25 protein-coding genes are annotated in these 26,470 nt (G+C 55.7%); 8 read left to right on the top strand and 17 right to left on the bottom strand.

Going from position 1 to position 26,470, the window contains the following annotated elements; translation table 11 throughout:
* Nucleotides 1-230 precede the first annotated feature (230 nt).
* Together BMZ66_RS22160 and BMZ66_RS22155 are read right to left on the bottom strand one after the other, a co-directional pair.
* On the bottom strand, nucleotides 231-722 hold the full coding sequence (locus BMZ66_RS22160; protein ID WP_092678555.1) for a hypothetical protein: 492 nt from the start codon (nucleotides 720-722) through the stop codon (nucleotides 231-233).
* Between the two features lie 100 nt (nucleotides 723-822).
* Nucleotides 823-1,617 (bottom strand): hypothetical protein, encoded by a 795-nt coding sequence (locus tag BMZ66_RS22155; protein ID WP_143080359.1) that lies wholly within the window; start codon nucleotides 1,615-1,617, stop codon nucleotides 823-825.
* Between the two features lie 901 nt (nucleotides 1,618-2,518).
* Here BMZ66_RS22155 and BMZ66_RS22150 point away from each other — a divergent pair.
* Nucleotides 2,519-4,066, top strand: coding sequence for a M6 family metalloprotease domain-containing protein (locus tag BMZ66_RS22150; protein WP_143080358.1), 1,548 nt, complete (start codon nucleotides 2,519-2,521; stop codon nucleotides 4,064-4,066).
* A gap of 1,317 nt (nucleotides 4,067-5,383) precedes the next feature.
* On the opposite strand, the gene BMZ66_RS22140 is transcribed toward BMZ66_RS22150, so the two are convergent.
* The 13 genes from BMZ66_RS22140 to BMZ66_RS25640 all read right to left on the bottom strand — a co-directional run bounded on the left by BMZ66_RS22140 (nucleotide 5,384) and on the right by BMZ66_RS25640 (nucleotide 17,275).
* Entirely contained in the window at nucleotides 5,384-6,649 is a 1,266-nt protein-coding gene (locus tag BMZ66_RS22140) for a hypothetical protein (RefSeq protein ID WP_143080357.1), read from the bottom strand.
* A 14-nt stretch (nucleotides 6,650-6,663) separates the two neighbouring features.
* Complete coding sequence (locus BMZ66_RS22135; protein WP_092678545.1) at nucleotides 6,664-7,557, bottom strand: S1 family peptidase; 894 nt, start codon at nucleotides 7,555-7,557, stop codon at nucleotides 6,664-6,666.
* 180 nt (nucleotides 7,558-7,737) lie between these two features.
* On the bottom strand, nucleotides 7,738-8,166 hold the full coding sequence (locus tag BMZ66_RS22130; RefSeq protein ID WP_092678542.1) for a hypothetical protein: 429 nt from the start codon (nucleotides 8,164-8,166) through the stop codon (nucleotides 7,738-7,740).
* A 707-nt stretch (nucleotides 8,167-8,873) separates the two neighbouring features.
* Nucleotides 8,874-9,362: a TIR domain-containing protein gene (locus BMZ66_RS22125; protein WP_092678540.1), complete on the bottom strand. Its 489-nt coding sequence runs from the start codon at nucleotides 9,360-9,362 to the stop codon at nucleotides 8,874-8,876.
* Between the two features lie 2 nt (nucleotides 9,363-9,364).
* Nucleotides 9,365-10,858 carry an SIR2 family protein gene (locus tag BMZ66_RS22120; protein WP_092678538.1) on the bottom strand — a complete coding sequence of 498 codons (1,494 nt, stop codon included), beginning with the start codon at nucleotides 10,856-10,858 and terminating at the stop codon, nucleotides 9,365-9,367.
* 473 nt (nucleotides 10,859-11,331) lie between these two features.
* A complete protein-coding gene (locus BMZ66_RS22115) occupies nucleotides 11,332-11,973 on the bottom strand; it encodes an Nmad2 family putative nucleotide modification protein (protein ID WP_092678536.1) in 642 nt (213 codons plus the stop codon).
* The gene (locus BMZ66_RS22110) at nucleotides 11,974-12,468 is read right to left on the bottom strand and encodes a TIR domain-containing protein (protein ID WP_092678534.1); all 495 of its coding nucleotides are present in this window, start codon (nucleotides 12,466-12,468) and stop codon (nucleotides 11,974-11,976) included.
* The gene (locus tag BMZ66_RS22105) at nucleotides 12,432-13,436 is read right to left on the bottom strand and encodes a nucleotide kinase domain-containing protein (RefSeq protein WP_177204858.1); all 1,005 of its coding nucleotides are present in this window, start codon (nucleotides 13,434-13,436) and stop codon (nucleotides 12,432-12,434) included. The genes BMZ66_RS22110 and BMZ66_RS22105 overlap by 37 nt, the downstream gene beginning before the upstream one ends.
* Nucleotides 13,437-13,438: 2 nt before the next feature.
* Nucleotides 13,439-14,398, bottom strand: a complete 960-nt coding sequence (locus tag BMZ66_RS22100) for a nucleoside triphosphate pyrophosphohydrolase family protein (RefSeq protein WP_092678532.1) — start codon at nucleotides 14,396-14,398, stop codon at nucleotides 13,439-13,441.
* Nucleotides 14,379-15,812: an SNIPE associated domain-containing protein gene (locus BMZ66_RS22095; RefSeq protein ID WP_143080356.1), complete on the bottom strand. Its 1,434-nt coding sequence runs from the start codon at nucleotides 15,810-15,812 to the stop codon at nucleotides 14,379-14,381. The genes BMZ66_RS22100 and BMZ66_RS22095 overlap by 20 nt, the downstream gene beginning before the upstream one ends.
* A 6-nt stretch (nucleotides 15,813-15,818) precedes the next feature.
* Nucleotides 15,819-16,253, bottom strand: coding sequence for an NINE protein (locus BMZ66_RS22090; protein WP_092678528.1), 435 nt, complete (start codon nucleotides 16,251-16,253; stop codon nucleotides 15,819-15,821).
* Between the two features lies 1 nt (nucleotide 16,254).
* On the bottom strand, nucleotides 16,255-16,698 hold the full coding sequence (locus tag BMZ66_RS22085) for a tellurite resistance TerB family protein (protein WP_177204857.1): 444 nt from the start codon (nucleotides 16,696-16,698) through the stop codon (nucleotides 16,255-16,257).
* 409 nt (nucleotides 16,699-17,107) lie between these two features.
* Complete coding sequence (locus BMZ66_RS25640; protein ID WP_177204856.1) at nucleotides 17,108-17,275, bottom strand: hypothetical protein; 168 nt, start codon at nucleotides 17,273-17,275, stop codon at nucleotides 17,108-17,110.
* 367 nt (nucleotides 17,276-17,642) lie between these two features.
* Between BMZ66_RS25640 and BMZ66_RS22080 the strand changes: the two genes are divergently transcribed.
* The 4 genes from BMZ66_RS22080 to BMZ66_RS26480 all read left to right on the top strand — a co-directional run bounded on the left by BMZ66_RS22080 (nucleotide 17,643) and on the right by BMZ66_RS26480 (nucleotide 21,849).
* Nucleotides 17,643-19,205 (top strand): hypothetical protein, encoded by a 1,563-nt coding sequence (locus BMZ66_RS22080; RefSeq protein WP_092678524.1) that lies wholly within the window; start codon nucleotides 17,643-17,645, stop codon nucleotides 19,203-19,205.
* Between the two features lie 181 nt (nucleotides 19,206-19,386).
* Nucleotides 19,387-21,108: an ABC transporter substrate-binding protein gene (locus tag BMZ66_RS22075; protein WP_177204855.1), complete on the top strand. Its 1,722-nt coding sequence runs from the start codon at nucleotides 19,387-19,389 to the stop codon at nucleotides 21,106-21,108.
* Nucleotides 21,109-21,245: 137 nt separating this feature from the next.
* Nucleotides 21,246-21,410, top strand: coding sequence for a DUF3606 domain-containing protein (locus tag BMZ66_RS22070; RefSeq protein ID WP_214607050.1), 165 nt, complete (start codon nucleotides 21,246-21,248; stop codon nucleotides 21,408-21,410).
* A 253-nt stretch (nucleotides 21,411-21,663) separates the two neighbouring features.
* Nucleotides 21,664-21,849: a DUF3606 domain-containing protein gene (locus BMZ66_RS26480; protein ID WP_092678518.1), complete on the top strand. Its 186-nt coding sequence runs from the start codon at nucleotides 21,664-21,666 to the stop codon at nucleotides 21,847-21,849.
* 181 nt (nucleotides 21,850-22,030) lie between these two features.
* On the opposite strand, the gene BMZ66_RS22060 is transcribed toward BMZ66_RS26480, so the two are convergent.
* Both BMZ66_RS22060 and BMZ66_RS22055 read right to left on the bottom strand, forming a co-directional pair.
* Nucleotides 22,031-22,465, bottom strand: coding sequence for a hypothetical protein (locus BMZ66_RS22060; RefSeq protein ID WP_143080354.1), 435 nt, complete (start codon nucleotides 22,463-22,465; stop codon nucleotides 22,031-22,033).
* Between the two features lie 183 nt (nucleotides 22,466-22,648).
* Nucleotides 22,649-23,050: a helix-turn-helix domain-containing protein gene (locus tag BMZ66_RS22055; protein ID WP_092678514.1), complete on the bottom strand. Its 402-nt coding sequence runs from the start codon at nucleotides 23,048-23,050 to the stop codon at nucleotides 22,649-22,651.
* Between the two features lie 974 nt (nucleotides 23,051-24,024).
* Between BMZ66_RS22055 and BMZ66_RS22050 the strand changes: the two genes are divergently transcribed.
* The 3 genes from BMZ66_RS22050 (at nucleotide 24,025) to BMZ66_RS22040 (ending at nucleotide 26,460) form a co-directional block, all read left to right on the top strand.
* Entirely contained in the window at nucleotides 24,025-24,561 is a 537-nt protein-coding gene (locus BMZ66_RS22050; protein ID WP_092678512.1) for a hypothetical protein, read from the top strand.
* A complete protein-coding gene (locus tag BMZ66_RS22045) occupies nucleotides 24,551-25,477 on the top strand; it encodes a hypothetical protein (RefSeq protein WP_092678509.1) in 927 nt (308 codons plus the stop codon). The genes BMZ66_RS22050 and BMZ66_RS22045 overlap by 11 nt, the downstream gene beginning before the upstream one ends.
* Nucleotides 25,478-26,079: 602 nt before the next feature.
* Nucleotides 26,080-26,460 (top strand): IS5 family transposase, encoded by a 381-nt coding sequence (locus tag BMZ66_RS22040; protein ID WP_092678507.1) that lies wholly within the window; start codon nucleotides 26,080-26,082, stop codon nucleotides 26,458-26,460.
* Nucleotides 26,461-26,470: the final 10 nt, after the last annotated feature.

The following is a 26,470-nucleotide window of genomic DNA, read 5'->3' as shown; positions in this document are numbered from 1 at the left end:
TTTGAGCCTTTTTTCTTTAAGGCTCCAACAAACAGGGACGTCCTGTCTCCTCCAGTCTATTCCACTTGCTAATGACCCGTCAAAGTCCTAAAACAGGAACTACCTGTTTACCTGCCTAATCTTCTTCATACTAGTTTACAAGTGCCATAAGCAAGAATTATCGGAACCTATCTGCGATGGCTTTCTCTAGCTCTGGGCAAGAGGGAGATGTTGTCCGCAACAGGAAAATTCTAAACCGCGAGCCCGATATCAACCGTGTCCAGATTGACTTGGGTTTGCTGCTGGGTGTCGGGCCGGTTAAGCGCTATATCGAAACGGCAGTCAAAATGGGTGGACCCCACGGGCAGTGCAATACGAAGAACCCGCATGAACCCATTCTGCCCCATTTCAGGCGGGTTTTGATCCCGAAAATCCTGAACCTCCTTGGCCCCATGTGCTGAGAAACGCACCCGCACGTACCCGCCTTTTGCCTGCAGCACAAAGAAGCGTAGGTCCAGCATAAGCGCAATGGGCTGGGTTAAGGGCTGCAGCAGCGGAATGTTCAGGGTACCCATCCAGGTGGTGACCAAGCCGGGTTTGCCGGATAGCAGCCCATACCCTGCAGAATCGAAGGAAATGGATTTCACCTCGCCAATGCCGGCTGAACCCAGGGGTACCTGCAGCCCGGTGCTGTGGTCAAGGAAGTGGGGGCTGCCCCAGATGGAAGGAAATACGGCGGGCATAGGGTCGAGACGTTATGGCCGGGGTGTTATATCTCCTGATGGCCGTTGAAAAATCAATTATTTTAACAGGAATTAGCTGACTCCTGAGCAGAGCCGTCGGTTAAGAAGCCAACCGGCGGGCCTCTAATCTGGCTTTTAATGCCGCACAAAGTTTATGGCGTCGAAGGCTGACGGGTCTTGATCCGTTGGCGCGATACAGATTTATCGCTCGGGCCAGACTGCCGGCCTGATAGGCCAGGTCGCACTGATTTTCCTCCGGGCAGTTGCAGGTGTGGCGCTGGCAGAAGGTATGCACCCGTTCGTGAATGATGGTCCCGGCAATGTTTCCCAGAGAGCGGTTCATGATCAGGTTTACGTTGATCTTTGGGTCGGCAACGCAGGTGGATGATCCGGTAACATCGGAGCCGGGGGCCCACCGGTAAGGCCTGAAATCTGTTATCGGGTTGAGCTGCTTCTGGATAAACTGTTCCATGATGTATGCCGTGGGGCGTGCCCACTGGTCCTGAGGCAATCGGCTATAGCGGCGCTTCGTGCCAGGAGCCCGCCAATCAATCTGGCCGCGATCCTGTAAATCCCGGAGGACCCCGGCGAACAGCGGGTCCTTGATGAGGCGGTTTGCCAGACGCAACGCTTCTGTTAACTTCTCTAACTGTTCCGGGGTGAAGCTGTCGGGCTTTGGCCACTCGGTTGTAAGGGCTGCTTGTCCATCTGCGCCATGACCCGTGTCGTCCGGATAAGGCAGGTGTGTCGTGTCCTCGGTGGCAGTCTCCTCCACAGATGGAACAACGCCCTGAACTGACCGGTCACGGTCCGGCTGCTTTACTTCCGATGACGGTTTTTCCTGTTGGCAAGCCGGCAGAAGTGCACAAGCTAACAAAGGGGACCAATATTTCATATGGCATCAGGGAATGGGCTGCGCATGATAAGCCAAAGCAATGGGCGCAGACAATGCCCCGCATCAGTGCCAGCACTGAATCCGGGGCAGATTCAGCAACCCCATTACCGTGGGCGACCGTTGGGCAGTTAGTCCCTTAAGCCTACTTGTTTATGGTTAGCCGTGAGGCAGAATGTGAGATCAGACTGAAATAGCAATCCCCGACGCAGCCTGCAACCGATTGATCCGACCACACCGCACGCTGAGGTCGCTAAGCCGGTAACGCTCCTCATTACGAGTAGGAGGGATTTTTGGGACATGCTCATCCTGCCGGAGAAGATTTTATTAATTCAGGTTATAATCGGCCCGAGTTGCAGAGCGAAGTTCTTTTCTGTCGAAGGACACTGGCCTACTCTAAGGTCTTATTCAGCGCTAATTCACGTGTCTTTCCGGTAACTATCCGTGGCACCAGAGACCACTAGATTGAAGCCGTTAATGGCCATGAGCCAGCTGCTCAGGTCGCAGGACGGCAGCTGCGAGTTGTTACATGGGCCGTACTAATTGTCGGTGCTGGCCCTTGTACCGTGCAATACTTTTGCTCCACTGCATAATATTCAGTGCCAGCACTGATGCACTAAAAATGATCTAAAGCAATTTTTGAACATTATTTCATTTTTAGGCCAAATCGCATGCCTATTCAATAGTACCTGATGCTTGCATCAATTTTATCAAAGCTTGGTGAAAGAATTCTGAATGGCAAAGGACTAAACATAGCCATTTCTTAACCTAGTCGACTGCATACTTCTCCTTGTTTGTCAATATGGGTTACTCCAAGGATCATCAAATATGTACTTGTCTCCTGGCACTATTGACAAGTGGCTAAAAAGCTAGTATTTAGTTTCAACAAACAGTTACTAACTATTTGGTCATATCCACCCCAAGATTCGGCTACCAGAGATTAACGAGCGGCTTTGTGATCATTTTGCTCTCCGAGCAGAGACGGTCGGCGCCGGGGAGACGCAAAGGCCAGTTTGTCTCCATCAAGCACTATACCCCCCGCAAAACCACAATGACAACCGCTGATTTACCCTTCGATTACCTGATCGGGCCAACCGCCTGCGTTGCGGCTCCGGACGTTGTTCGCAGCATCCGGCAAGAAGTCAAAGAGCAACGGGCGCTCTCCCTGGGCGACATTCGTCTCGCAACCGCGATGGGCCTCCTGTCCACGGACTCTTTGCGCACCATTGGCTTTAACGACGGCGTTTTTTATGCATTGGAGGAATCCGTTTCCCGGGCCCCGGCGAGCTTATCGGCGCCGACGGAAATGGTGCGGCTGGGAACTAAGAGCAAACAACGCACCATGCACGCCCTAGCGCTGATGGTTGATTTCAGCGACAACCCGGGCGTCCGGCCTAAGGCGGACTTCCAGGCCCTGCTCTTCGACGCCCAGAACCCCGATTCCATGGCGTCCTATTACGCCCAGCTCTCCGGCGGGGTGCTCACGGTGACCGGCGAGGTGATCGGGTATATCCGGGCCCCGCGCCCCTACAGCCATTACACCAATGGGCAAAGCGGCACGGGCGAGAACTTCCCCCAAAACACCCCGGGCTTGCTTAAGGACGTATTAGACGTCTACTGTCAAACCGATACGCTGAATCGATTTGACTTGAATCACGACGGCTACGTCGATGGCGTCTTTTTGATTCACGCCGGCGGAGGCGCAGAAGCCGAAGCCGACCCCAACCTGCGGCCGCACAAGATTTGGTCGCACAAGTGGGTGCTGCCGACCGCCTTTGAACACAACGGAATCAAGGTGTTCGCTTACTCCACTGAACCGGAGGACGGTCACGTTGGGGTTTTTGCCCACGAATTTGGCCACGTGTTGGGCTTACCGGATTTATACGACAGCAGCTACCGTTCCCATGGAATCGGGGACTGGTGCCTGATGGCGGGGGGCTCATGGGGCGGCCAGGGCGACCACCCCGTGCGCATGAGTTGCTGGTGCCTCGCCAAGCTGGGCTGGCTCAAACCGCAGCCGGTGCAGCACCCGATGGCGATCGAGTTGAGGCCCTTGGCCGAGGACCCTGCAGCCTGTTACCAAGTGTGGCCGAATAAAAAGAAAGGGCCAGAATATTTTTTGGTGGAGTGCCGTCAAAAAACCGGCCAGGACGCCGCCTTGCCCGGGGCCGGCCTGGCCATCTGGCACATCGACGAGACGCAATCCAGCAACAACAACCCCTTGGGCTACCAAGTCGCTTTGGTGCAAGCGGACGGCAAACGAGACCTTGAATACAACCGAAACAGCGGGGACGCCGGCGATTTGTTTCCCGGCACCAAAAAGGTCACCGCGATCGACGACAATACGGTGCCGTCCACGCGCGTGAACATGGGCGCGGCGTCGGGAATAAGCTTTCGGGGCATTGCTTACTCAGCGCGCCAGGGAAAGGCAACTTTCACCATTGAAGTCTGATCGCTGAAGTCTGATCTCGCTTACACGCGAGTGAGCGATTCCGCCACGGCGCGCCCCCCAAAAGGGCCCGCGGTGAGGTTGGCGTGGACTCGCAGGGACTCACCGACCTGAATTTTAGCCGGGTTAGCAGCGAATACGGTCACCACCGAGCCCGGAGCCGGACGTAAAAAATCCCGCTCCAAGATCGGCGACTCGTTCTTAGTCACGACCAAATCAATGTTCGCTCCCCAGCCGTCCTCCTCCGAGCGGATTGCTCGCACCCGGCCTTGAAAGACCGATTTATTTGGCTTTGCTAACATGGCATATTGATTCTAGGCTTTGCTGAATAAACCCCCGGTAACGCGTTTATGTTCACTATGTGTGAGCCGCTTACCGTAGCTTGGTTTCCCTTCTGGCAATATACGGAATCCGCCACAGAAAGGCAGGATCAGAGAGCATAGGCAGCCCGACCGGGCCGTACTGGTTGATTGAATAAGTCTGCAGGGCGCAGTGCCAGGCATTTCCCAACTGAAGACAAGCCGGGCGTAGGCACTTGACAACCCGCCCTAGGTTGATGAGCCCGGAACACTCAGTCCTGCTCTCTTTACCTCGGCGCCCAACCGCCGCCAAGCGGCCGTAACGAAACGGGGGATTTAGAGGTAGCTGAGCGACCAGTTCCTGAGGCCCTTGGCCGATGCTGCTTTGCATTAAGTACGGCGGCAAGTCCCTCCGGCTTCCGGAAAGAGGAAGTGACGCGCTTAATCGCCTTCTCTCCATCGCTGGGCTTAATGGCTTTTGCTAGGTCAAGGCGACTGTGCGCAAGCAACCCTAATCTCTTACCCCAGAATAGATTTAAGTGCGTCCTTTTCCAGGCGTGGACAATTAGCCCATAGTCCAACCATTGCAGAACCCTGCGACCGAGCCCGGAAACGAGCTCGGCCTGAGTACGCCGCTACGTGGTAACTCCTATCCGGCAAACCCCGTTTTGGGCTTTAGCTGGCGCCGTACGGCGGATGGCGGTCTAATCTAAATTCACCCGGGTTAGCTATCGCAGTTTTCAACGTCCCCTTTCAATACGCCAACCTTGGAAACAGGGCCGAGTTGTGCGATGCCGGATCAACCGGAGAACCACCGACTATAGTGGAAAATCCAGCCACGCTCACTGCCTTGTCCGCGGCGAAGCATCCCCGAACAGGGTTTGCTGATTGCCTAGACAGTCTTCTTGACCGGGCGCTTCTCCCCATAACAATGCCTCGTAGTGAGTTGCCTGCATTAGCCCGCACGCACAAGAGTTCCGCGTCCTACTAAGTCCACCTGAAAGGGAAAGGTGGCCCCTATTCACAGAGCGCTTATGTTCCCGAGGTCTGCTACTGAGTTTTTCGGGGGAATCCCATCTTTGTTGACGGTAAACTTCACAAAATTGGGCTTGAATTTCAGCTCTGCTTTGTCGCTGTTCAAAATGTGCAGGTAGATATCGCGGGCTTTGTCTGCGTACTGTTCATCCTTTATGATAATTGTAGTTGTGAACTCCCCGTTAGCATCAGTCACCACTTCGTTGCCGCTTAAATTTGTAATTGCGGTTCCGGAGTAAGTTGTCAAATCCGTTGGGTCAACGTGGGGGATGATGCTTAGCGGTTGTGCTTTGAGCACTGCGCCGGTTGCGTTCACCACCCGGCCTTTTACAATGGCGGAAAGATATTGAGTGCCTTCCGTTGCCGGGGCGCCGCCCTGTTTGCCGGTTTCCCACGGTTTTTTCTCGTGCCCCCCGTTGGCCCCGGGTTGGTTGCCGGTGCCGGTCCCGCTGCCGGTAACGATGAGAAGGCCAACCCGCCACACGGTGGGGCCTTGATCGGCCACGGCCATTTGGGCAAGTAGTCCCGTATTTCGGCCAATGGGTAAGACCCCGGTCAATTCCAAGCTGAACAGGTTTTTGTTGGTGAAGCCGGTGACCCGCTCGTAATCCTTGCGCTTCACCACCGTGACCACGGGCTCGACCGAGAAGCTGAGCGGCAGGTTCATCTCGTTGGCCTTTTCTTTCGGAAAAACGTCCACGCCCAGGCCCATCGAGAAGCGGCCTTGGTTCAAGTACACCAAGCTGGAATCTGCCGTTGCCCGGGCGGTATTGAGTTTGTAAACGCCGGAGCCGTATAAGGTGAACCGGGTAGCAATCTTTGATCCCTGATTCATTTCATAGCACGGGTAAAGCCCGAAATTGAGTCCCTGGCTAGTGGTTAGCAGCTCCGAGATGACTCGATCAGGATCGGTGTTCTTTGCGTTGGTTGTTAACTTAGAGATGTTGCCTATCAGGGGCAAACTTAGCCCTGCGGCCTGGCCAACAAAATCAAGGGCGTAAAACTGCGCCCTGCCGGAGGCAACCAAGCCATCGGCAAAATCGTCGTTTCCCGCGAATTTATACCCCAATTGGGCCCCGGCGACGATCCAGGGGCTGGTGGCCGGCAAGGACAAGGGGGCGCCGCCAGGGTCTTGAGTCTTGGTGCTGGGCGGTCGTAACCCAAGATGGGGAACCTGGGCAGCGCATTTTTGTGCCCAGGGGTTCATAATAAGCGTGAATCCGCAGGCGGCTCGCAGTAAAAGTGTTTTCATGGCCTTGGTAGCAATTAGGCGTGGGGTAGAAATTGGCTTATCCAGGCGAAATACCGGTCGACCCGCACGTACACCGTTCCGTCTCCGCACGGCCTGCTGGCATCTCCCACGTTTCTCGAGGTTACGCCGCTGAGCAACAAATTTCCTTGCGGATCCCTCGTGTAAAAAGGGCCGCCGCTGTCGCCGGTACACGCGTCTACCATACCTTGCGGGTGGATCGCCACCATTTCTTTGTTCCTGAAGCAGCGGTACTGCTGCGCATCGGCAATGCCATTCTTCACGCCCACGCAGCCGTTGGATACAATGGGAACGTGTCCCAGTCGCTTTTTCCCAAAGCCGGCCGTGCCCGCAACATCATTGTATCCAAAGCCGGCCACCAGCCCGGCGCTGGCGCCGTCGGTAAGGAAAGTGCTGGCGATGACTCTCGGCAGGACCGGCACGGGGTGTTCCAGTAACAGGACCATCAAATCATTTTCGTAGGTGTTCGGGTTAAACTGCTGATGGATACGCCGGTTAATTACCTTCATTACTTTCCCGCCACGATGGACATCGTCACCAAAAAAGACGAAGTCAGAATAGGCTGCCGCATGGGCTGCAGACAACACCACCCGGGGTGAAATCAGAACCCCGGAGGCCCCATATCCCCTAGTGTTAGACCCTAAGGCCACACAATCAGGAAGCGGATCAGGCGCAGGAATGTCCAGTCCGCCCATGACTTTAAAGGGCTGTTCCCCGAGCCGGGAGTCACGGGCGGACCGTCTAGCTGATGGGTTGGTTTCTAAATTGCTCAGTCCCGTTTCGTTTGGGTACTTAGTTTCAAAGCAACTCACTCGGTAGTAACGATTCCAATCGGGGATGGGCTTACGGTTGAGGCGTAACCGCTTTGCTTTACTGCCGGGAGTTTTCATTAGATGAAGTAATTAAATCCTAATTTTGAGTATATAAGTTACTTTTGAATTATGTATTCAAAGTACCTAAGTCGCCCTTCGTCAATTTGGGTTCGGGCTCGCCGATACGGCTTTGTACAGGGTTCATCCCCACGAATAATTCCAAAAAAAGAACGTCTAGTGAATGCAGCTACTGGGCAGTTAGAACCACGAGGACAAAAACTTCCGGTTGGGCCGCGCGGCTGCGGCAGTTGCCCCTGGCACGTTGAGGGGGCTGCGAGCGGCTCCCCCGCCGCTGGTATGCCCGGGATTGGGATTGCCAGGCAGACTGGTGATTCCACCGGCAGTGCTGTACACCAAAAAGCCGTTGAGCAAGGCCACTGTGCAGGCGGCGGCCGTAATAGGGCCACTCACCACCACCACCATCTCACAGACGGCAATCGCAATGGCCAAAGCCAACCACTTGGGGTTGTAGTCAAACGCCCGTTGGATGCCATTGGCGACCACAAACGTAATGGCCGTTGCGCCACCAAAAGTGGCAAAGCTTTCCGTGGTAAAGAAACTATTGACTACGGGAATGGCAGTAGCCGGAGTGGCTGCCTGTAACAACAAGGCCGACGCGTACATCATTAGTTCGAGGTTGAGGCGTTAACGATGGGCTATGAAAAGGCAGTAGTGCTTGCGCCAAACAGAATACTTGTTCGTGGAATAAATATAATAAAAAGGTATTACATGCAAAATTTATATCCGTTTTTTCGAAATCTCTGGTGTTAGACGCATCGAGCAGGTTACGCCAGTAAAGCGTGAGCATGACCACACCGCTTCTTTTATCTCTACTTATTGCGACAACTTCCTAATTGATGGTCCCTATTTTAATGTGCTAACTCCTGCTTAGCTAGAATTTGATACAAAAAAGCAAACAACTGATTGATTACCGCACTATTCCATTAAAGAACGAGCAGTCACGCGTAGAGATTTATCTGTTCGGAGGACACCTGAGGCACTCTCTGCAGGCGGAACGAGGCTGGGTGGTGCCCGGCAACGTGCGGCGATTCGCTCGGACACTCGTGGACGACGAGCAGTATCGTTTTTACAGAGTCGGAGGGGGCAACACCCGCGGCTGGTGGTCTCGATTCTGGGGGCCCGTAACGGGCGCTGACTGGCCAAACAAGCTATTGCAAGGTGGCGCAGACCACGCTGGAGCACTTGGATTCCAAAGACGAGCCAGATAAAACGAAGTTGTCACTTGAATTACACCGTGGTGCGGCCAAGGCAACGCCTTGTCGGAAAGATGTGTAAACGGAGTGTGATAAGCCTAGAGGACAAGAGACATCCCGCTACCGATTCACTAATTGAGCTGCTTGCTCAATCCACTCGTCAATGTTATTGCGCCCGTCGTCATGATTCCAGTGATAGGTGCGGTACTGTGCGAAGTTGGAAAGCGGTCTTTTGTTCGCATCACTTGCAGTGGTTAGTGGATTTATTCCGATGTAGTCAACCGCTTGCTGCAAATTCTTCATGCCGCTCATATCGATTGCAAGGATGCCGCGGCCTTCTCGATGCGCTTTCTCAAGTTCATATCGAACCCACGGGCGGGTAGCGGTCTCACGACCATAGCAAACCACGACAACTGACGTGCCGCGCATGTTCTCCTCAATCCAGTTCTCGATGGCCTTACGACCCTCAAGTTTGATTTCTTCCCATTTAGATTTTGTTAAAAATGGGGTAAGCGTAAAATGCTGCGAAACAGAATTGCACTCCCGAATCTGGGATACGCGATGAGAATCGCGGGAATAATGGAAGCTAAAAAATACCTTACGGGCCATGATTAATAATTTTGATTGAATTTTTTTATCAATTCTATCACCGTTTCGCGGTGCTGGTCCAGCGTTTTGGTTTCATCACCCAACGAAAGAAACTGCCTCTTCTGTTTTGGGGTCGAGTTTGGAAACAGGCTGTCATAAGCAACCTGCACTTCGGCCCATAATTCCTTGGCCATGCTGCCAGTTGCCCCTATTGGCACCAACAACAGCCCGAGTGACTTGGCAATTTCAAACTCCTTACGTACCCCACCCGCCAGCACGATTTCAGGAGTGGCAGGCTCTTCTGCGGTCGATTGCAGCTTGTTACCAAAAATGAAAATAGCGATGCCAGCAAACGACATCATCCGTTCGCGGTAGCCCTTCCATAATTTCTCAAGCTCGGTACGACCAGTTTTCACTTGCGGAAAAGGTCGCATTATCAACTGGTCTTCGCTGTAAAGCCTAGGAGCCTTTTCTACCGCCTCAAGAGCACCGTTTATTACGGCGCTTCCTACACCAACCCCGAAGCCATTAATTACTGAAAACTTATTTTCAACAAGCCCGCGGCTTAGGTCATGGATGAACTGTAGTGAATCCTGCTCTGGATACGGGGCAAAGTGCGCAGCGCTGCCCGAAATAAAGACCGTTTTACGCTTATAACGAGTTTCTATCTCGCGTAGCAAAAGAGGGATTTCGGTATAATCATTTACGTATACCGCGGTTATTTGAAACCGCTTCAAATCAGAAACCATAAGTTGCTGCCGTCGGGTTTTGTAATCAAAGTCAGCTTTCGATTTAATACCTTTATCGTGGCGTGCGACGCGCTTGATTAAGCAAAAATGGGGGCGTGAGTTGCCGTTCAGAAACAGACGTACGCGACTTAGAATATAATCCAAGTTTGGATCGGTGAAGCTAAACCCAACGAAGAGAAAAGTTTTGGAAACCAAGTCGGAGCTGAGGGTGGTAACAAACGCTGCATTCTTGCTGTGGTATCGCTCGTAATCATCCTTCGTGAGCGTGGCTTGGTCGGCGTGTTTGGCATCACCGTGCATTTTATACACAACGGCCTGGCGGCGATACATGGGGTTGCTGAGCTGACCGACCTCGTGCTTCGTGTCGACCCGCTTGCCTGCTGCTTCCAGCGCAGTTTCGATTAAGCTATCGTAATTGGTCGTCCAAAACGTGTTTATCGGCAGGCGGGCCAATATTTTATGGTTTTGCGTGAGTTCGGCTTTCTCCGTAAACTCCTCGATAATTCGTGCGTTAAGTTTGCCGCGGCCGCCGCGCTCGTTGTGATGAAACTGCGCGAGCGAGATGAGGTCAGTTTCTTGGTCGATTTTTAACCCTACATCCTGCGCGATGTCCTCTAAAAGCCCGCGCCAATCGACATAGCCAGCTCCTACCGACAGGCCAGCCCCAGCAAAGACGGCAGCGTCGCCATTAGCTACCTCCTTCAAATAGTCATGGATGAAGCTGTTTTGCTCAGGAGTGAATTGGTGCGGAGTAGTTAGGGCAGGCATAGTTTTTAAGTGAAACAAGCTTGTAAGAAAGCGCGCCGGCCAGTCAGCTACCGCACGAAAAAAAATGAAGAATAGCTGACAGCAAAGATGCCAACCATTTGACTGTTAATTCAAATGCACAAGTGATTTGCAAGTAACCGGGGTTATCCGAATCGCTAGAAGGGCGGCGCTATATGAAAGCACTCTGGAGCGCACAAGGGAGCATGCATGAAACCCGTAGTCACTTAAAACAGGCTCTTTTGTTGACTTGTCATTATGGCTGGCAGCAGGGCCAAGTCCATTAAATAGCATCCCGCAGTCGCTACCGCATTGCCGTGACTACAATCGGTAGGCTTCCCCACGCGTTTTTTGGCAATTGAATCGAATCTTTCCCACAGAAGCTCAGAAAGGAAAGTTCTTGCTTGGCCTTGCTCGTCCAGCCGCGGGCACGTTAGAAGCCGACTGCCGGTGGTCAACGTCAAGGCCACCCGCAGCTACGTCATTTGATTCGTTCGAACGGAATAGTGCGCTGAGCTTTTGTCAAAATTAAAAGGATCAGCAAGCACTTTATTAAAGGCCTCCGTGTGACGTTCAATCCACGTGATCAATTTGTTAGCTTCATCAAGCGGAAAAACCCTATGCCCTCGTCCGTTTTTGTAGCCCAGCGCCTGCAGTAAGTCGTCTGGTATATCTACTGCGGCACTGCCAAAGTAGTAAAACCGGGTGGAGAGCAATACCTGGGATGACTGCGTATCGCGGTCTAGGTTGTAAATATTTATTGTGCCGTCTACGTTACTGTGGTGCGAGGGGGCTTGGTGCCAAACTTGCTGCTGGTCAAGGAAATATATGTTGTCTCCCAGCATCATTTTTTTACTGCCATTGCGCACGGGTTTCTTGTCTTGGTAAGCGGGGTCACTCCAGTACTGATTGAAAGTAATTTTGGCAGTCACTTGCATCGCGTACACGCACCGGCCGGTCGCGTGCAGTCGGCCGCCGCCGACTCCCACGATCCAATCATTGATTTGGGCGGTATTGCGAATGGTTGGCTTGCACGTAGCAAGGCTACAGATGCCGTGATAAGGGTTTGGAGCAAAGCCTAAATCACGGTCAACCACGTAGATATAAACCCTGCTCATTTAGCAAGTGTAAGAACTGGCGCTGGTGGGCGGCACGCGGGGAGTACCGTTTGGCTGCTGAAATTCGTTTGTTCCGTCAATCGCCGCCATGATGCTTTTCGTGTTCCAACCCACGATGGCTGAACCATACTTCTCCAAACTTGGAGGAATGTCCGCTTCTGTACCACCACGCGCATACACTCCTATAATGCGCTTGCCCTGCTCATTTGCTTTGTCAATTTCCCAGTTGACCCACGGCCGGGCATGCGTGTCTTTGCCGATGAGCACAACTACGGCACTAGCCCACGTAATTTTGATGCTCAGAATGCGCTGAATAACTTTCTCGCTCACGCGCTTCTCTTCCATGCGGCGTTGATTCTCCGGCTTCAGGCGCACGGAACTGTTGCGCACGTCGTAGCCTTTGCCCGCCATTAATTGCGTGAGCTTGGAGACTTCCGCGTCGTCTTGATGGTGGTGGCTTATAAAAAGATGTCGTCGATTGCTGGTTGATTCCATAATGCGTTATTGGATTGATCTATCCCCCATTTCAGAGGAAAGCTATAGGTGAGAGGCTCCGTACTGGCTGTAAATCGCTGCTTTATTCGCTTTTGCCCGCCGGCGCTCACTGCTTCCGGATGAGTTGCTCGTAGATACTTGTCGACCTCGCAGAATAAGTTTTGACAGTCAATAAGTTGTAGAGGCCTCCCGCATAGCCTGGGGGGTGTTAGTCCTAACCTGGCGCATTCGGCTTCTTGTTCTTCCGCCATCAGCCGAATGACGTCTTCATAGCTGTAATCACCGAGTGAGGAAAAGCATTTGTGGATGCCATTGATGGCACCGGGGCCAGCCACGACAAAATCCATCTCGGAAAAATTAATGAGGGAGCTGTAGTTTAAGTCTATGGTGTACTGAAACGCTAAGAATTTGCCCAGTGACGGGTACGAAAGGAGCAGGTCATAGACTTCTTTCATCGTAGAGCAGGCCGATACCCGCTCATCCAACTTCTCATCTAGCATTTGCGCCAACAGTGCTAAGTGGTTCGTGTGCTTCCATTTGTGGCCGTACACCCGCCCCGCTGAGGGCATGATGTATGCTCCTGAATAGATAGCATGCCCTGTGGACATGCGGTAAGAGAGCAGTTCGTCGTAGCGTGCAACATCAAACGACTCTGCACGGAGTGGCCCCAGTGCTCGCTCCAGGTAGCGGTAGGTGTCGATTTTATTAAAAAGCTTGAAGAGAATCGTATTGAAGAAGATCTCTCTGTTGCTCTGCTGCTCGGCCTGTACTCCGATTAGGTACTGAGTTACTCGGTCGAGTGCTCGAAAAACGTTCGTGAACCGGTATTCATTCAACACTCGGTCACTAGTCCAAGGACCTAGTGGGTTGTGAAGACGCCTTAGAAAGACGTCTTGGCGGCTAGTCGCAAAGTGCCAGTAATCGTCGTATAGCTTGTTTTTTTGCGGCTTCTTTCGACTAATCAGCATAATTATTTACCTAAGTACTCCAGTCTCCTGTCTTTGGGAGAAACTAGGACGCGACCGCCCTTATTTTCGACAACTTGGTGAAAAACCTGGTAGGACGCGATGATAGTTTGTTCCCATTGGAAAGAGCTAACCTGCGCTACTTCCAAATCGACTACAAGCTGCTGAATGGTGTTCAACAAATCTGTATCGACTCGATCGCTTTTGCGTAGCATCTTGTTGCCTTTTGCGTAGTTATAAACAATAAGGGTTATTGCCTCTTCCGCCACCTGGGGTCGCCCCCGGTCTTCGGCATCTAGTGCGATTGGGTCACTTTTTCGCTTCAATTTCATCAAGTGACGCAGCACCGGCGACCAACCCAGAAAGGCTATATGACCTAGATGAAACACGTCGTGATAGCGGTACTGGTTCGGTAGCCTGGAATTGTCAGTTAACGGATCACCCAATTCAAGGCTACCTGCTTCGTTCTCCCATCGCATGCTTACGGTCAAAAAGCCTTCCTGCTGTTGCTCGACGAAGTTGACCACGAAAGAATCAGGGAATCGCTCATCGTATAGTTCGTCGAATCGAGGTAGTGAATTCAACTCGATCTCCTGGAACCTGTCTCGAACTTTCAAAAGGTTGCGGTGAGCGATTTCTTCCAAGCTTATGTCATTATGTGACGCTATGGCAGCCACGTACCACAGCACGTCCCCTAACTCTTCGGTGAGCCGGCCTGCAAAGCTGCCAAATCCCTCGCCATCTCGCATTAGCTTTTTCAGCGTCGTCAATACAGAGCCAGCTTCACCAGCCAACCCCAGATATCCTAGGAGATAATTTTCTTGGTCTTTAGACTTGTAGCGCTGCTTGGTGCAAGCAGCCTGGTTTTGGTATTCGCCCAGTTCCATAAACTTGGTTTGTTGTATCTCGGCACGGTTTTCACACGCCGTAGTTGGCTCAGTAAGGTTAAGGTCTATTTCTCCCATTGGTCACCTCGGCTACCAGGGCCACCGTCTTGCGGTACTCCTGGGCTTCGGCCTCGTGCAGAAAAGCAATCTCCCCGTGGTTGGCCAGCACCGCCTCGGCGATTTCCGGTAGCGTGACCCGGAAGAATTCCTTGCGCTCGTTGATGCGATTGACCCGGCGCTGGTGAAAGAGCCGGTGCAGGGTGTTCTCAAGCTTTGGGGCGTCGTCGCAATAAATCACCGCGTGCACGTCAAAGAGAAACGGAACGGATGCGTCGCCTAATTCTTTCACCCGGTCCAGCGGGTCGAGGCGGCGGGTCATGCCAATTTTGTAAACGTCCTCGCCAAACGAGCCGATGTTGGAGATGACGTACACGTGGCCCGAACGCGTGAGCTGCGCCTGGGAGATGGCCCGCTGTTTGTTCTGCTGGGCCAGACTCAATTGCCCTTGCAATGCCTCGATTTGGACCAATAGCCTCTGCTGGGCCTCGCCGGTAGCCTTTTGCACTTCCTGCTCGGCTTTGCGCAGAGCGTCGGCGTAGCGCTTCTCCTCCTTTTCGGCATCCGTTCGAGCTTTTTCCAACTCCCGCTGGGCCAGTTCCTCTTCGCGCATCTGCTCGCGCACCTGCCGCTGCACTTCCTTTTCCTCCTGCAGCTTTTCCTGCACCTCGTGGATGAGGTAGAGCTCGCGCAGACGCAGGTCTAGGTAAGTGGGGACAATGCTGCTGTGCTGGGACTTGCTGATTTTGTTGATGGCCTCGTAGGACTTGCGGATCCGGGTTTCCATCACCAGCACGTTGTTGAACTTGACCCGGGCAATGGCCGCGTCGCACTCGCCGTTGAAAGCCCGAAGAATGAGCTTGAGGTACTGGGCCGTTTGCTTGCGCCCTTCCGTAACGCTTCCGTTCACCTGCCACTCAATGGAGCAAGTCGCGGCCGTGCCTGCAGTGATGAGGTTGTTCTGGGCCGTGCGCGTGTACTCCAGCTTCTGCTGGTACTCCACGGAAGTGACAAAGTCGAACCGGGGCTGATAGAAGCCGAAGGACTGCAAGTTGGCCTGCTCGTCCAGGGCGGCGAATTCAGTCTGCAACTCGTCGATGCGCAGTTGCAAGGAGTGCTGCTCGGCCTGCTGCGCTTCTTTCTGTTCGGCTAACCCGGTAATGGCTTGGGTCAGCCGTTCGCGGCTACTGTTCAGCTCCTGGACGATGCGAGCCCGCTCGGCCGCCGCCACTTCAACAATGCGGCGGGCTTCCGCTTCGGCGTCCATTACGGGGCGAAAACGCTCCTCCAAGAATTTTTGCTGGGCGCGGGCGGCCGCCGTTTCCTGACGCGCGGCGTCTCGTTCCGCCGCGTGTTGCTGGGCTTTTTTCCAACACCAATACCCCGCCGCGGCCAAGGCCAAGCAGAGCAGGACCAGTACTAAGGTAGTTGTCACGCGGTCCTAGGCTAAGAGTTCTGCTTTGCGCACAAGGAACTCTTCTTCCGTCAACGCTCCTTTCTCTTTCAGGCTAAACAAGCGTTCCAATTCATCGGTCAAACTCGCCTGCGGGGCACCGACCGGAGCCTGCGTCGTTCGCGTCATGGCCACGGGAGCGGAGACGGCCGCTGGCTGCTGATAAGCCACGTACTGCATGGCAGCCGTTAGTTGGCTGCTGTTCAAGGCCGCCAAGTACTCGCGGTTGTACTGCAGGTTAAAGGCCTCATCCGATATGGTGAGGAACTTGATGACATGATAAAGGGCAATAAACGAGGGTATCAGGGTCCAGAAAAACAGGATGCTGGCGATGCCGGCCCCGATGCGTCCCAGGTAAAAGTACTGACCGCCAAAAGCGCCCAAGAAGAAGGCTAAAAGCGCGGCAGTGGTTCGATTGCGCATACTAGCCCTTGTTTTTAATAATGATCACCTCGATGATGGTGTGGCTTTCCGACTCGTCTAGAGCCAGGGCTTGGGCAAGCTGTTCCAGCAAAGCCTGTTCGGCCGGTCCGACGATGCCGTCGGCGGCCGCGAAGTCCACGCAGTTGGCGAACAGCGTCGCCCGCAAGTCCTGCGGGACAAAAGGCGCGGCGAGGGCTACGGTTTCCTTCCGAGCACCCAGCGAAACGACTTTCGGGGCGATGCGGCGGTACAAGTCCAGTACGCTCACCCCGCGAAAGAGGGCTTTCTGCTGCGTCAAGACCACAAGCGCATTGATCTCTTCGTTGTCGACGCTTCCGTCGGCCGACATGCAGGCGTAGAGGATGGCGAAAAAAGCCTCCCGTGGTTCGGTAAAGGGATTGTTTTGCACGGCTGGGCCGCCAAACACTTTGTCAAATAAGCCCATGGGTGGGATGAGTTGCAGAAAACAAAAAGATGATACTTTCAGGCGGAGGGTTGATGTCTCAACCATTACTTCACAGGCCCTCAGTCCCTGAGCCAGCCCGATGAATGAGGGTACTGCAATCGTTGTGATGCACTGAGGGGCGAAGCGCGCAGTCGCCGTCAGCCGGTGAGGGTTCTTGCTTGTGCCAAGAGCCTACTGGTCACAGCTGCAGCACCTGCGTTCAACTGCCTCCCGCATAGAAATGGTACTGGAATTTGCCGGACAGAGCAGTTAATCAACAATTCGAAATTGGCTTCGGGTAGAAAGACTCAATTCCTATAATTCCCCAAGGCGTTTATCCACAAATCCCTTGGCGGCAGTAATTATTGAAAAACAGAGTAGCGTTTGCTCTGCCCGGCATTGGTCCAGTTTAATCGTGGCCCCAGCCGCTGTCGCCGATTTGAAGAGGTGGATTGGCCGGCGGCGTGCCGTCGTGGGTCGTTGTTTCGGCGCTGGTAGTCGCCGCCGATTCAGCGGTGATAGGCGTACCAAAGAGGGTTGCTGCCTGCAGCAGCAAAAGCGTAATTATTTCGAGCATCTTACGACGTTAAGTGTTTGTGTGCTTGGATTTAACGACACAAAACTCCGCCTTCCCACCCCCCATCAGAAGGATAACTCTAAGCTTTTCTTAACTAATATTTTACCATTAAATAATTTAACATTATTAATAATTTAGTGAGTATTTAGACTCCTTTGCGGCTCAAGGCGCCTATTGTACTGGCCTCATTTTTGCCCAAAGCATCAGTTCATGACATTAGCGTCTTTTTGGGGACGTATTTCTCCAATTTCAAAAGTTGATATTTGCTGTCGTCGAGGAAAGGAAGAATTCAGTAATTCATGACACGTGTTTTTTCATTCAAAATCTCTTTTTTTAATCACAAAAGGTTGATAATCATAATATTGCTTTGAAAGAAATTACCAACTTAGCTCAAATTGTAACATCCCGTGGGCTGGCTAATCTGCCGCTGCTGGACCTGGCCAGCACGCAGGACACCAAGGAACTCCACCTCCTGCGCGTGTTGTCACATGGAACAGAGCTAACTGAAAGACAAATTGTTAAGGAAGTATACGGGATGTCTACGCCGGCTGCTTTGGCAGCCTTTCAACAGCTAAAGGCCCGCCTGCAAGCCAAGCTGCTCAACCACCTGTTCTTTCTCGACCACACCGATCCCCGCCACTTGGTGACCCGCCGCTACGAGATGGGCGTGCTGCACTTACTGCACCAGGCCACGGCGCTGACCCTGGAGGGCGAGTACGGGCTCGCCGAACAACGGCTGCGCCGCTGCTTGCTGCTGGCCGACCGGGAGGGCTTTATCGCGCACGCCGTGCAAGCCGCCCGCCAGTTGCGCACGCTCTACGTGACGCGTCGCAAGCCAGTCCGCTACCGGGAAACGGTAGCCGAACTGGCGCGGCTGCAGCAACTGCTGGCCTGGGAAGACGAGGCCGAGCACGTCAATGCGGAGCTGCGCGTGGCCGCGGGCAACTCCGTCGCATCGCAGCACCGCTTGCTGCCGCAGTTTCCGGACTACATCACCCAACTCCAGGCCCTGCACGACCAAGCCCAAACGTTCAACACGTATTGGTTGCTGTACCGGGCGCGGCTGTTCTACGAGGGACTGCGAGGCAACTTTTTGGAGGTGATGCACATCACGGCCCAGGCCGAGCAGGACCTGCAGGTGGGCCGGTTGAACGAGCGCCGCTTTGATCACCGCTACAACTACTTCATGGCCATTTACGGCCACCTCATGTCCCGCCAATCGCTTCGGGGACTGGAGTTGGCGCGGCAGTACTTGCCGGCGTTTCACGCCTCCTCCACCAACTGGTTTGTTTTCCAGGAAAACCATTGCCTGCTGGCCTTGCAGGCGGGTGACTGGCCCTACGCCCGCGCCGTGCTGGATGCGGTCACGGCCAACCCCTCCTACCCCAAGCAACAAGCCGTGGCCCGCCAGCGCTGGGACCTATACCGGACGTACCTGGAATTTTTATTGCCCGCGGGTCGCCTCGCCCGGCCGACAGTGGCGCAGTGGGCGCTGACGCTGCCGGACTTCAACCGCGACAAGCGCGGTCACCACGTGGCCGTGTTGATCGTGCAGCTTCTGTATTACTTACAGCGGCGTGACCTAGATGCGGTGATGATTCGCTTGGAACGGCTGCGCAAGTACCAGCAGCTCCATCTCCACGAAGAACAAGCGCTGCGCAGCCGCCTGTTCTTACGGCTCCTGATGTTGCTTCTGGAATGGGACTTTAACCCCCGGGTTTGCGCGCAGCGCGGCCAAAGCCTGCTGGCTAAATTGCAGGCCGCGCCCCTGCCGGGGGAAGCTTTCGCCGAAATCGAGGTGGTGCCCTACGAAAAGCTCTGGGATTTAACGTTGCACCTACTTCAGCAAGGCCCGCCCCTGGCCGCCAACGCTGCCCCCCGGCGTGGGCGGCCCCGCGGCAAGACTCGGGAAGCCACCCCGAGTGCTTGACCCGGGCAAGGCTTTGCCCAGGGCTCGCGCGCTCACTGCCCGAGCCCGCGCTAACCACCGCTATTCCCTCCCGTACGGCGCAATACCCCCACAATGAGGCGCGGACGGGCGTACCGCCCGCCATTTCCCTCCTGATTATCATTTCTTTCCGTTAATCATGCACAAGGTTTCGCGCGCCGCTATGAGGCACCTAATTGGCCGGGTCGGTATCCTACTGGGGGTAATGGCTTGTTCTTCGCCCCCGCCTAGCGCGAACGCGCCCGTTCGCATCCGGTGGGCGCAGGATCCCGAAGCCCTCGACCCCTTGCGCCTTTCGACCCCCCAAGCCATCGAAGCCGCTAACCTCATACACTGCGCCCTGCTCCAACTCAATTACGCGCTGCGCACGTTTGACCCGGCCCTGGCGGAAGCGTTTCCCCGTCGGCAGTTGGTGGGCGACTCTTTGACCCTGCTCACGTACCGCCTGCGACCGGCGGCGCGCTGGGACACGGGCCAGCCGGTGCTGGCGCGGGACGTCGTTTTTACATTGAAACTGATGGCCTGCCCGGGCCTCCCGAACGAGAGTTTGCGCATGGAATACGCCTTCATCAAAGCCGTCGCCCCTGATGCGAAAGACGCGCGCCGTTTCACGATCACCTGCGCCGGGCAGGCGCCGGAATACGCGCAAGCCTCGGGCAATTATCCCATCTTGTCCGAAGCCAGCCTCGACCCCACCGGTCGGCTGCGGCGCTTTTCCCTCGCTCAGTTGCAGCACTGGCCCGCGAACCGCGCCCCGGATACGGCGCTGGTGGCGTTGGCCCGGCGCTATGAATCGTTGAGCCAGGCGGTGCCGGGTTGTGGTCCTTACCGGCTGACGGCGTGGAATAAGGACCAGAACCTGACTTTCCGCCGCAAAGCCGATTGGTGGGCTGACCAGTTGCCGGCGCCGGGCCCCGTCGTGCTGCAGGCCCGGCCACGGGCGCTGCGCTTTGCCATCATCCCCAATGAAGGAACGGCCTGGCTGGCCCTTCGGCGGGGGGATATCGACCTCTACCCCCAGGTAACGGCTGCCCAGGCGGAGCAGCTGCTAAATTCCGACCAAGCTCGGCGGACAGTCTCCCTGCACACGGCCTCATCCCACAACGTGGTCACGGCCGGCTTTAATACGCGCCGACCCGTCCTCGCCGACGCGCCGACCCGTCGAGCCCTCAGCCGACTTTTTGACGCGAAGGGCCTGCTGCACGCCACGCAGCGCGGCGTCGGGGTCCGCACGGTGGGCCTTATAAACCCCGTGGACAAGACGCGCTATAACGATAGCCTCGAGCTCATTCCTTTCGACCCCGCCGGCGCGGCCGCCCAGTTGCAGCAAGCCGGCTGGCGGCACGTCGCCGGCGAGTGGCGGCGACCAGCAGGGAACCGAGGAGGTGTTCAGCACCTGCGCTTAACGTTGCGCTACCGGGCGGACGATGCCCTGTTTGCCACCATCGCGCTGCAGTTTTGGTCCAGCGCGGCCGCCCTGGACATTCCTGTGGAGTTGCAGCCCGCGGAAGCGGCCACGCTCAACCGGCTGCTGCTGGCGGGAGACTTTGATCTGTATTTGCGCACGCTCAAGGGCAATCCGTTCGTGTTCAACTTCGCCCCCATCCTGGGTTCCCAATACGTTGGAGTCAGCAACTTAACCGGGTTTGGCACCCCAGCCAGCGACCGATTTCTGGCCGAAGTGGCCGCCGCTACTTCTCCGCGCCGACAACGGCAGTTGCTGCGCCGGTTTCAGACCCTGATGCAGCGGCAGGCGCCGCTCGTGCCACTTTTCGTCCTGCCCACGCGGATTGCCGCGAATCGTGAATTATCCGGCGTCAGGGTAACGGATCTCAAACCCGGCTACGTGGTTACAGCCCTAGAATGGAGGCAACTCAAAAAATAACGCTCCCTCATTTCACTGGCTTATCTAAAGCAGCCAACTACCTATTTACCGCCGTAGGATCGGCGCTGTGCTTCGCTTTCGCACTGCAACGCTGCTAGCCCGACGTTAACCTTCTGTTACACAAATTTATATACGTTTTGACTTCTCCCCTTCCAGCTGACCCAGACCGTGTCAATGTAAAGTCCTCCGTGGAGGTGAACTACTGGTGCCAGACGCTCAACTGCACGGAAACTCGGCTGCGCAACGCCGTGCTCGCGGTGGGCCCGCTCATGGCCGACGTGCGAGCCCACCTGAACCGGTAATGCCGCCTCAACTCCTGCCCTCCTTAAGCAGCTGGGACTTGATTTGCCCACTAACCAGGGGACTTATTTCTTCCTGCTGCCCTTTTGCTGGCCGCCGGGCTCCTGCTTCGAAACGCCGGGCATTGTGACGGCCTTTGCCCAATAGAGCGACCCTGCTGGGTCACCTGGGATCTTCACCCAACGCTACCGGCGCTAACCGCCAGCTGGCGCAGCTGCTGACCATGTACAAACCTTTCTATTGCTTCTCTACCATATGCTCAACCCCTCCTCTCATAATGCCCGCCGGGAAGGCAACTACATTTGTTTAGACGACGACGAAGCAGTGCTCGAGTGGTGCGAAGCGCTCGGCTGCACCCCTAAGCGGCTTCGTCAAGCCGTATTGGCCGTGGGCCCCGCCCTTGCCGACGTATACCGGTACCTGCAGTCACAGAAGGCGTAGGCTTAGGTCTGCCTTGCCTCGCGACGCCTCTCGCCGCTAATCGTTTGGCCGCTAACTAGGGTATTCACTTCTTCTGCGCCCCTTCCGTGAGATTCGGCCCAGCGCCGCAAAATAATAGCTGGTTCTGGATGCGTTAGCCTTAGTCTGTGGTTAAGACGCGGACGGCGTGGCTTTTGATTGGCTATCGAAAGTGCGTAAATATAAGATTCCGGTACGCTTCCGCATTTTCGTGGTAATTACCAATTCGGGTACATCTCGCGGCGGCACCCGAACTCCAGTTGATCACCTCACCTGCTCGGTGTAGGGTGAACGGCTGCTCCGGTCCACACCACCCGTGACGAAGCAGGTGATAGCTGCGCCAATCGCGGGGGTCACCCACTGCAATCACGTCCAGTTCGTACACCGTGGTGCCCTGGTTGTCTTTGATGTTCGAGGCGAGTGAAACGGCGTGCTTCTCGCGAAAGCCAGAGTCGGCGAGCATCTCGTCGGAAACTGGAAAACCTAGTTGGGATGCCAACTGGCTGGCGCTTTTAATGTCCAGCGAGGCAGAGCGAACTGGCAGGCCCGGTTCAGAAATCTGAATCCAGACCCGCGCTTCAACATCCTTATTTTCCATAAGAAGCACGGGGGCGTTGGGCGAAAACAGGGACTGCCCCAAGGCAGGTCCGACAAAATAAGCTATAAAAGGTAAGTCCACCTTATCGATTCAGCCAGCCGAAACTGTGTCGGCGTGGGCAACCCAGGCCCTGTCCCTCGCTTGCTTGGCTGCGGGGCAGTGGCGCGCCGGGAAGCGGCCGGGCTAACCCGTAGTGGCAATCACGTCGTTGACAGCCGTGAGGCGCGCAACGGCGCGCTCCAACGAGGCCATCGTGCCATCTAATTCTATCAAGACGATAAAGGGGTGGTTTACTGGCTTTGTTGGCAGAGACGCTGTAGGCCGGCGGTTATTGCTTAAATAGTCTTTCCCTGGCTCTTCCACCTGAGCAACGCTGGCTGGCTTGGTTAGGTCCACGTTGCGCAGGTCCTCAATGCTGACGTTAAACACCTGAGCGAGTTTGGTCAGCGCTTCCAGCTTGGGGGTCGATTTACCGCTTTCATACCGGCTAATCGTATTGTAATCAGTGGCTATTTTGTCGCCTAAGTCAGACTGAGACCACTCGGCTCTACGCCGCAAAAAGCGCAGGTTTTTGGCAAAATACATACTTGAACGCTGAATTTAAGCAAAATTAAGCGCTTCTTACTCTGTATTTTACATCAAAAATATAGCATTTTGCTGTAATTATGTTTTGAACAGAACCTATTTATGCTGTATAATGCAATAGATTTTAGTTTTATACATCACAGGGGGTCGTATCAGTGGATGATATCCCGGTCCCAGCATCAACTTCTGTCGTTCAAATGGCATCCGCACCAAGTAATTCGCACAGATCCCTCATTTGGCAGGCCATGCAAGAGTTCGAGAATAACGACCGCGCCGACGAGCGTTACTGGTCTTCCCAGCGCATTGAGCGGGCCGCACGGCGTTCCGCCAAAAAACGCCTGCGGGACCAAAGCACTTCGCTCCCTCCAACGGCAGCGTCCCGGCCACTTTGAGGATGGGAAACGTCCAGGGCTACCGGTGTACACCTGCTGCGAGCCCCCGCTGCAAGGTTGCTGAAGCCAGGCAGCCTTCGCTGCTGATTTAACGGAAAGAGTTGGTGGTATGGGAAATTCATGAACTCGCGGAGCGAGATTTCCAGTCCCGGAGCCAGCGTGACCAGCACGTTGAGCGTCAGGGGGTGGCGGGCCGTATCCAGCCGGTAGATGGTTGGCTTGGACGCGTCGGCCAGCGCTGGTGACTCCAGCCCGTGTCTCGCGCAACCGCCGCAGGTGCTGGCTGAAGGCTTGCAAACCCACCTCGTTTTTTACTTCGGGAAACTAGACCCCAAATACATTCGCCTTGTGGTGATATACGATTACAACGACGCTTTTCCTGCGTCTGGCTGTCCTCTCCGCATCCCTTCTCCCAAGCATCGCTTTTGCAGCTGTCCCGGGCCCTTGTCTTCGTCCAGGAAGAAACGTAGGACCACTACCCCGGCCTGGATTGGGAAAGTTGGGCCCAGGCGATCCTCACGGTGCAGCACGACCTCTGGGTCACTGCAAACCGTTCACCTCGACAAATCAGGCCCCAAACGAATGGCGCGCTGCCTGTTTGCGCATCTGGAAACGGACGTCATCCAGCCCTATTTCATCGGGCCACTTGCCCCCTATTTTGCCCAGCAGCTGGTCGACCACCAAGACGACGCCATCGATGCCCTGACTGAAATTGAAGCGGCCCCGCTGGCCTGCAGTCCCGCTGCTTACCGCCTGGTCACTCGCGTGGCCGCGGGCAACAAGGTGGCCCCTGAGGTCTACGAGGCCACGGAACCAGGCCCGCACGAGCGTCCCCATAGCGCGGGATTGGAGCAAGCCCGCGCCGCCATCCCCGGGCGATTGCCAGCGTTGCGCGACGCCCGGGGCGAGCCGAACAGCTACCGGGGGCCAGAAATTCCCTTTTTTCCTGCTTTTCCTTTCTCAGCTCATGCTGGCCGCTTCTCACCACTTCTTCACGCCCTACCCGCTCCTGTTTCTCGCCAGCAGTTTGCGGCTCGCCAGTTGCTCGTCGCCGAGCCCAACCACTCTACCGGCGGCTTCAGCTTCGGCAACTTAACGTTTATCCCCGATGAAAATTAATGATTTGCCGCTTTCGAATGCCGGTCCCCGGCGCATTTCCTTTGCGCACGCTTCATCGCTGCTGGTGGCGCAGGCGCTGACGGAGGCCCACGCGCGACTGGAGCGCCACTTCCCCACCTTAAGTTGGGCAACGTGGGGCGACATGCTCCGACAACTGCAACCCGATGTGTTGGTCACCGGCAACGCCGTGACCTTTGATTGGTATTCCCTCACGCGTCGGGTCCTCCGCTTGGCCGCCTCCCCAGGAGGGTCGGCGCGGGACCAGCCGGTTGATTTAACGCCCCTCGCGTGGGAGGCTGAGGCACCCATAGCTTATCAACAGCAAGCCGTTCGAGCACTGGCTGAATTGCGAGAAAACCTGCGGGTGCCTAGCCCCCTCGCCCAGGCGTTGCTTAAGAAACTGGCTCAGGGTCCCGCGGTGCCACCGCCCTCGTGCAATGCAACGCCGGAAGCCTTTCAGTTACCGCCGAACAATGCGAGCCCGCCGGCCCTCGAACAGCCCGTGCCGATGACGGACCCTGCGGAGGACACCGTTGGTTCGCGCGACGAAAGGCGGGAGGGGTCCGACGGGGCCCCATCGGTGCCCGCGACGGGGCAACAGAATACGCTGGCCCCCGCCCCGCGTCGAAATGCGTCGCGGCGGCGTACGTTCCGCAACATCGTGCTGAAGCACCCGCGGGGAGATGGCAAGTTTGGGTTTCGGGTCCGCGAGCTCTGCGCCAAGCTGCGCATCAGTGCCGCTTCGCTGACGGAAGCGCGGGAGAACCCAGGCCGCCTGTCGGTAAATGCGGTTGTGGCGTTGGCGGAGGCGATGGGAGAATGCCCTTTGCAGGTCCTGGCAGACCTGGTAGCGGAAGCAATAACGAAGAGTAAAAATGGAAAACGCGGCCCCAACGGCCGGCGCGCAGCTTCTTAATGCATTATGCATTTCCCAAGCATCCGAAATTAGAACCGCAAAAGGGCCTGTGGACTATCTGAGAGAGGAATCTTTGCGCTATTCATCAATTCCCTGCGCGGGCATACCCTTCCTGTCCTGGCTGGCATCCCGTGCTTCGCGCAACACCCTTCGCCGCCTTGCCTTTCGTTGCTTTTCTCACGGCCCATCCGCCCTCCCCTCAAATCCAAATACAAACAGAAGCTGCGCGCTAAGCTTCCCAAAGAGTGTGCTTGGTGCGGCGCCACGCAGGACCTGACCATCGACCACATCACCCCCCGGTGCTTCGGCGGAACCAACGAGCAGTACAATCTATAAACCCTGTGCGCGCCCTGTAACACCCAGAAAAGCCATCGGGAGCAGCCGCGACGCCCCCAGCCCGCTTCCGACCCGCCCGTCCGGTCCAAGAAATGGATCAAGCGCCGGGAGTGGTTCCGCCGACAGGCCCAGCACAGGACCACCAAACCCGCTGACCTAATGGGCGGGTGATGGATTGTCAGTTCAGGAGGCAGCAGTTATCACGATGGGGTTACTGAACAAGGAGTTGCAGAAGCAGACTTGATGAAAAAGCGTAGACCAGTAAACTGCACGTCGTGGCCGACGCCCGGGGACGCTTGGTGCGGGGCTACCTGACGGCCGGCCAGCGCCCCGATGCCCCGCCAGCCTTGCCGCTGCTCGAGGGCCTGGCCCCGGCCCACCTCGTGGCCGACCGGGGCTACGACTCCGACCCGCTCGTGGCCGCGCTCGCGGCCCGCGGCACCTGCGCCGTGATTCCGCCCCGGCGCAAGCGCCGCCACCGCCGCGCCTACGACGCCGCTCGCTACGCCCAACGCCACCCTGTCGATCGGCTCTTCAGCCGCCTCAAGCAGTTTCGCCGCGTCGCGACACGCTATGACAAACTCGATGCGCATTTTTTAGCCTTCGTTCATATAGCCGCAACCGTCCTCTGGCTACGCGACTGTTAACACTTCCTAA

This window comes from Hymenobacter arizonensis, assembly GCF_900115775.1.
GTDB classification, from domain to species: Bacteria; Bacteroidota; Bacteroidia; order Cytophagales; family Hymenobacteraceae; genus Hymenobacter; species Hymenobacter arizonensis.
Note: the sequence above shows the minus strand (reverse complement) of the source record. Positions and strands in the feature narration are given on the sequence as shown.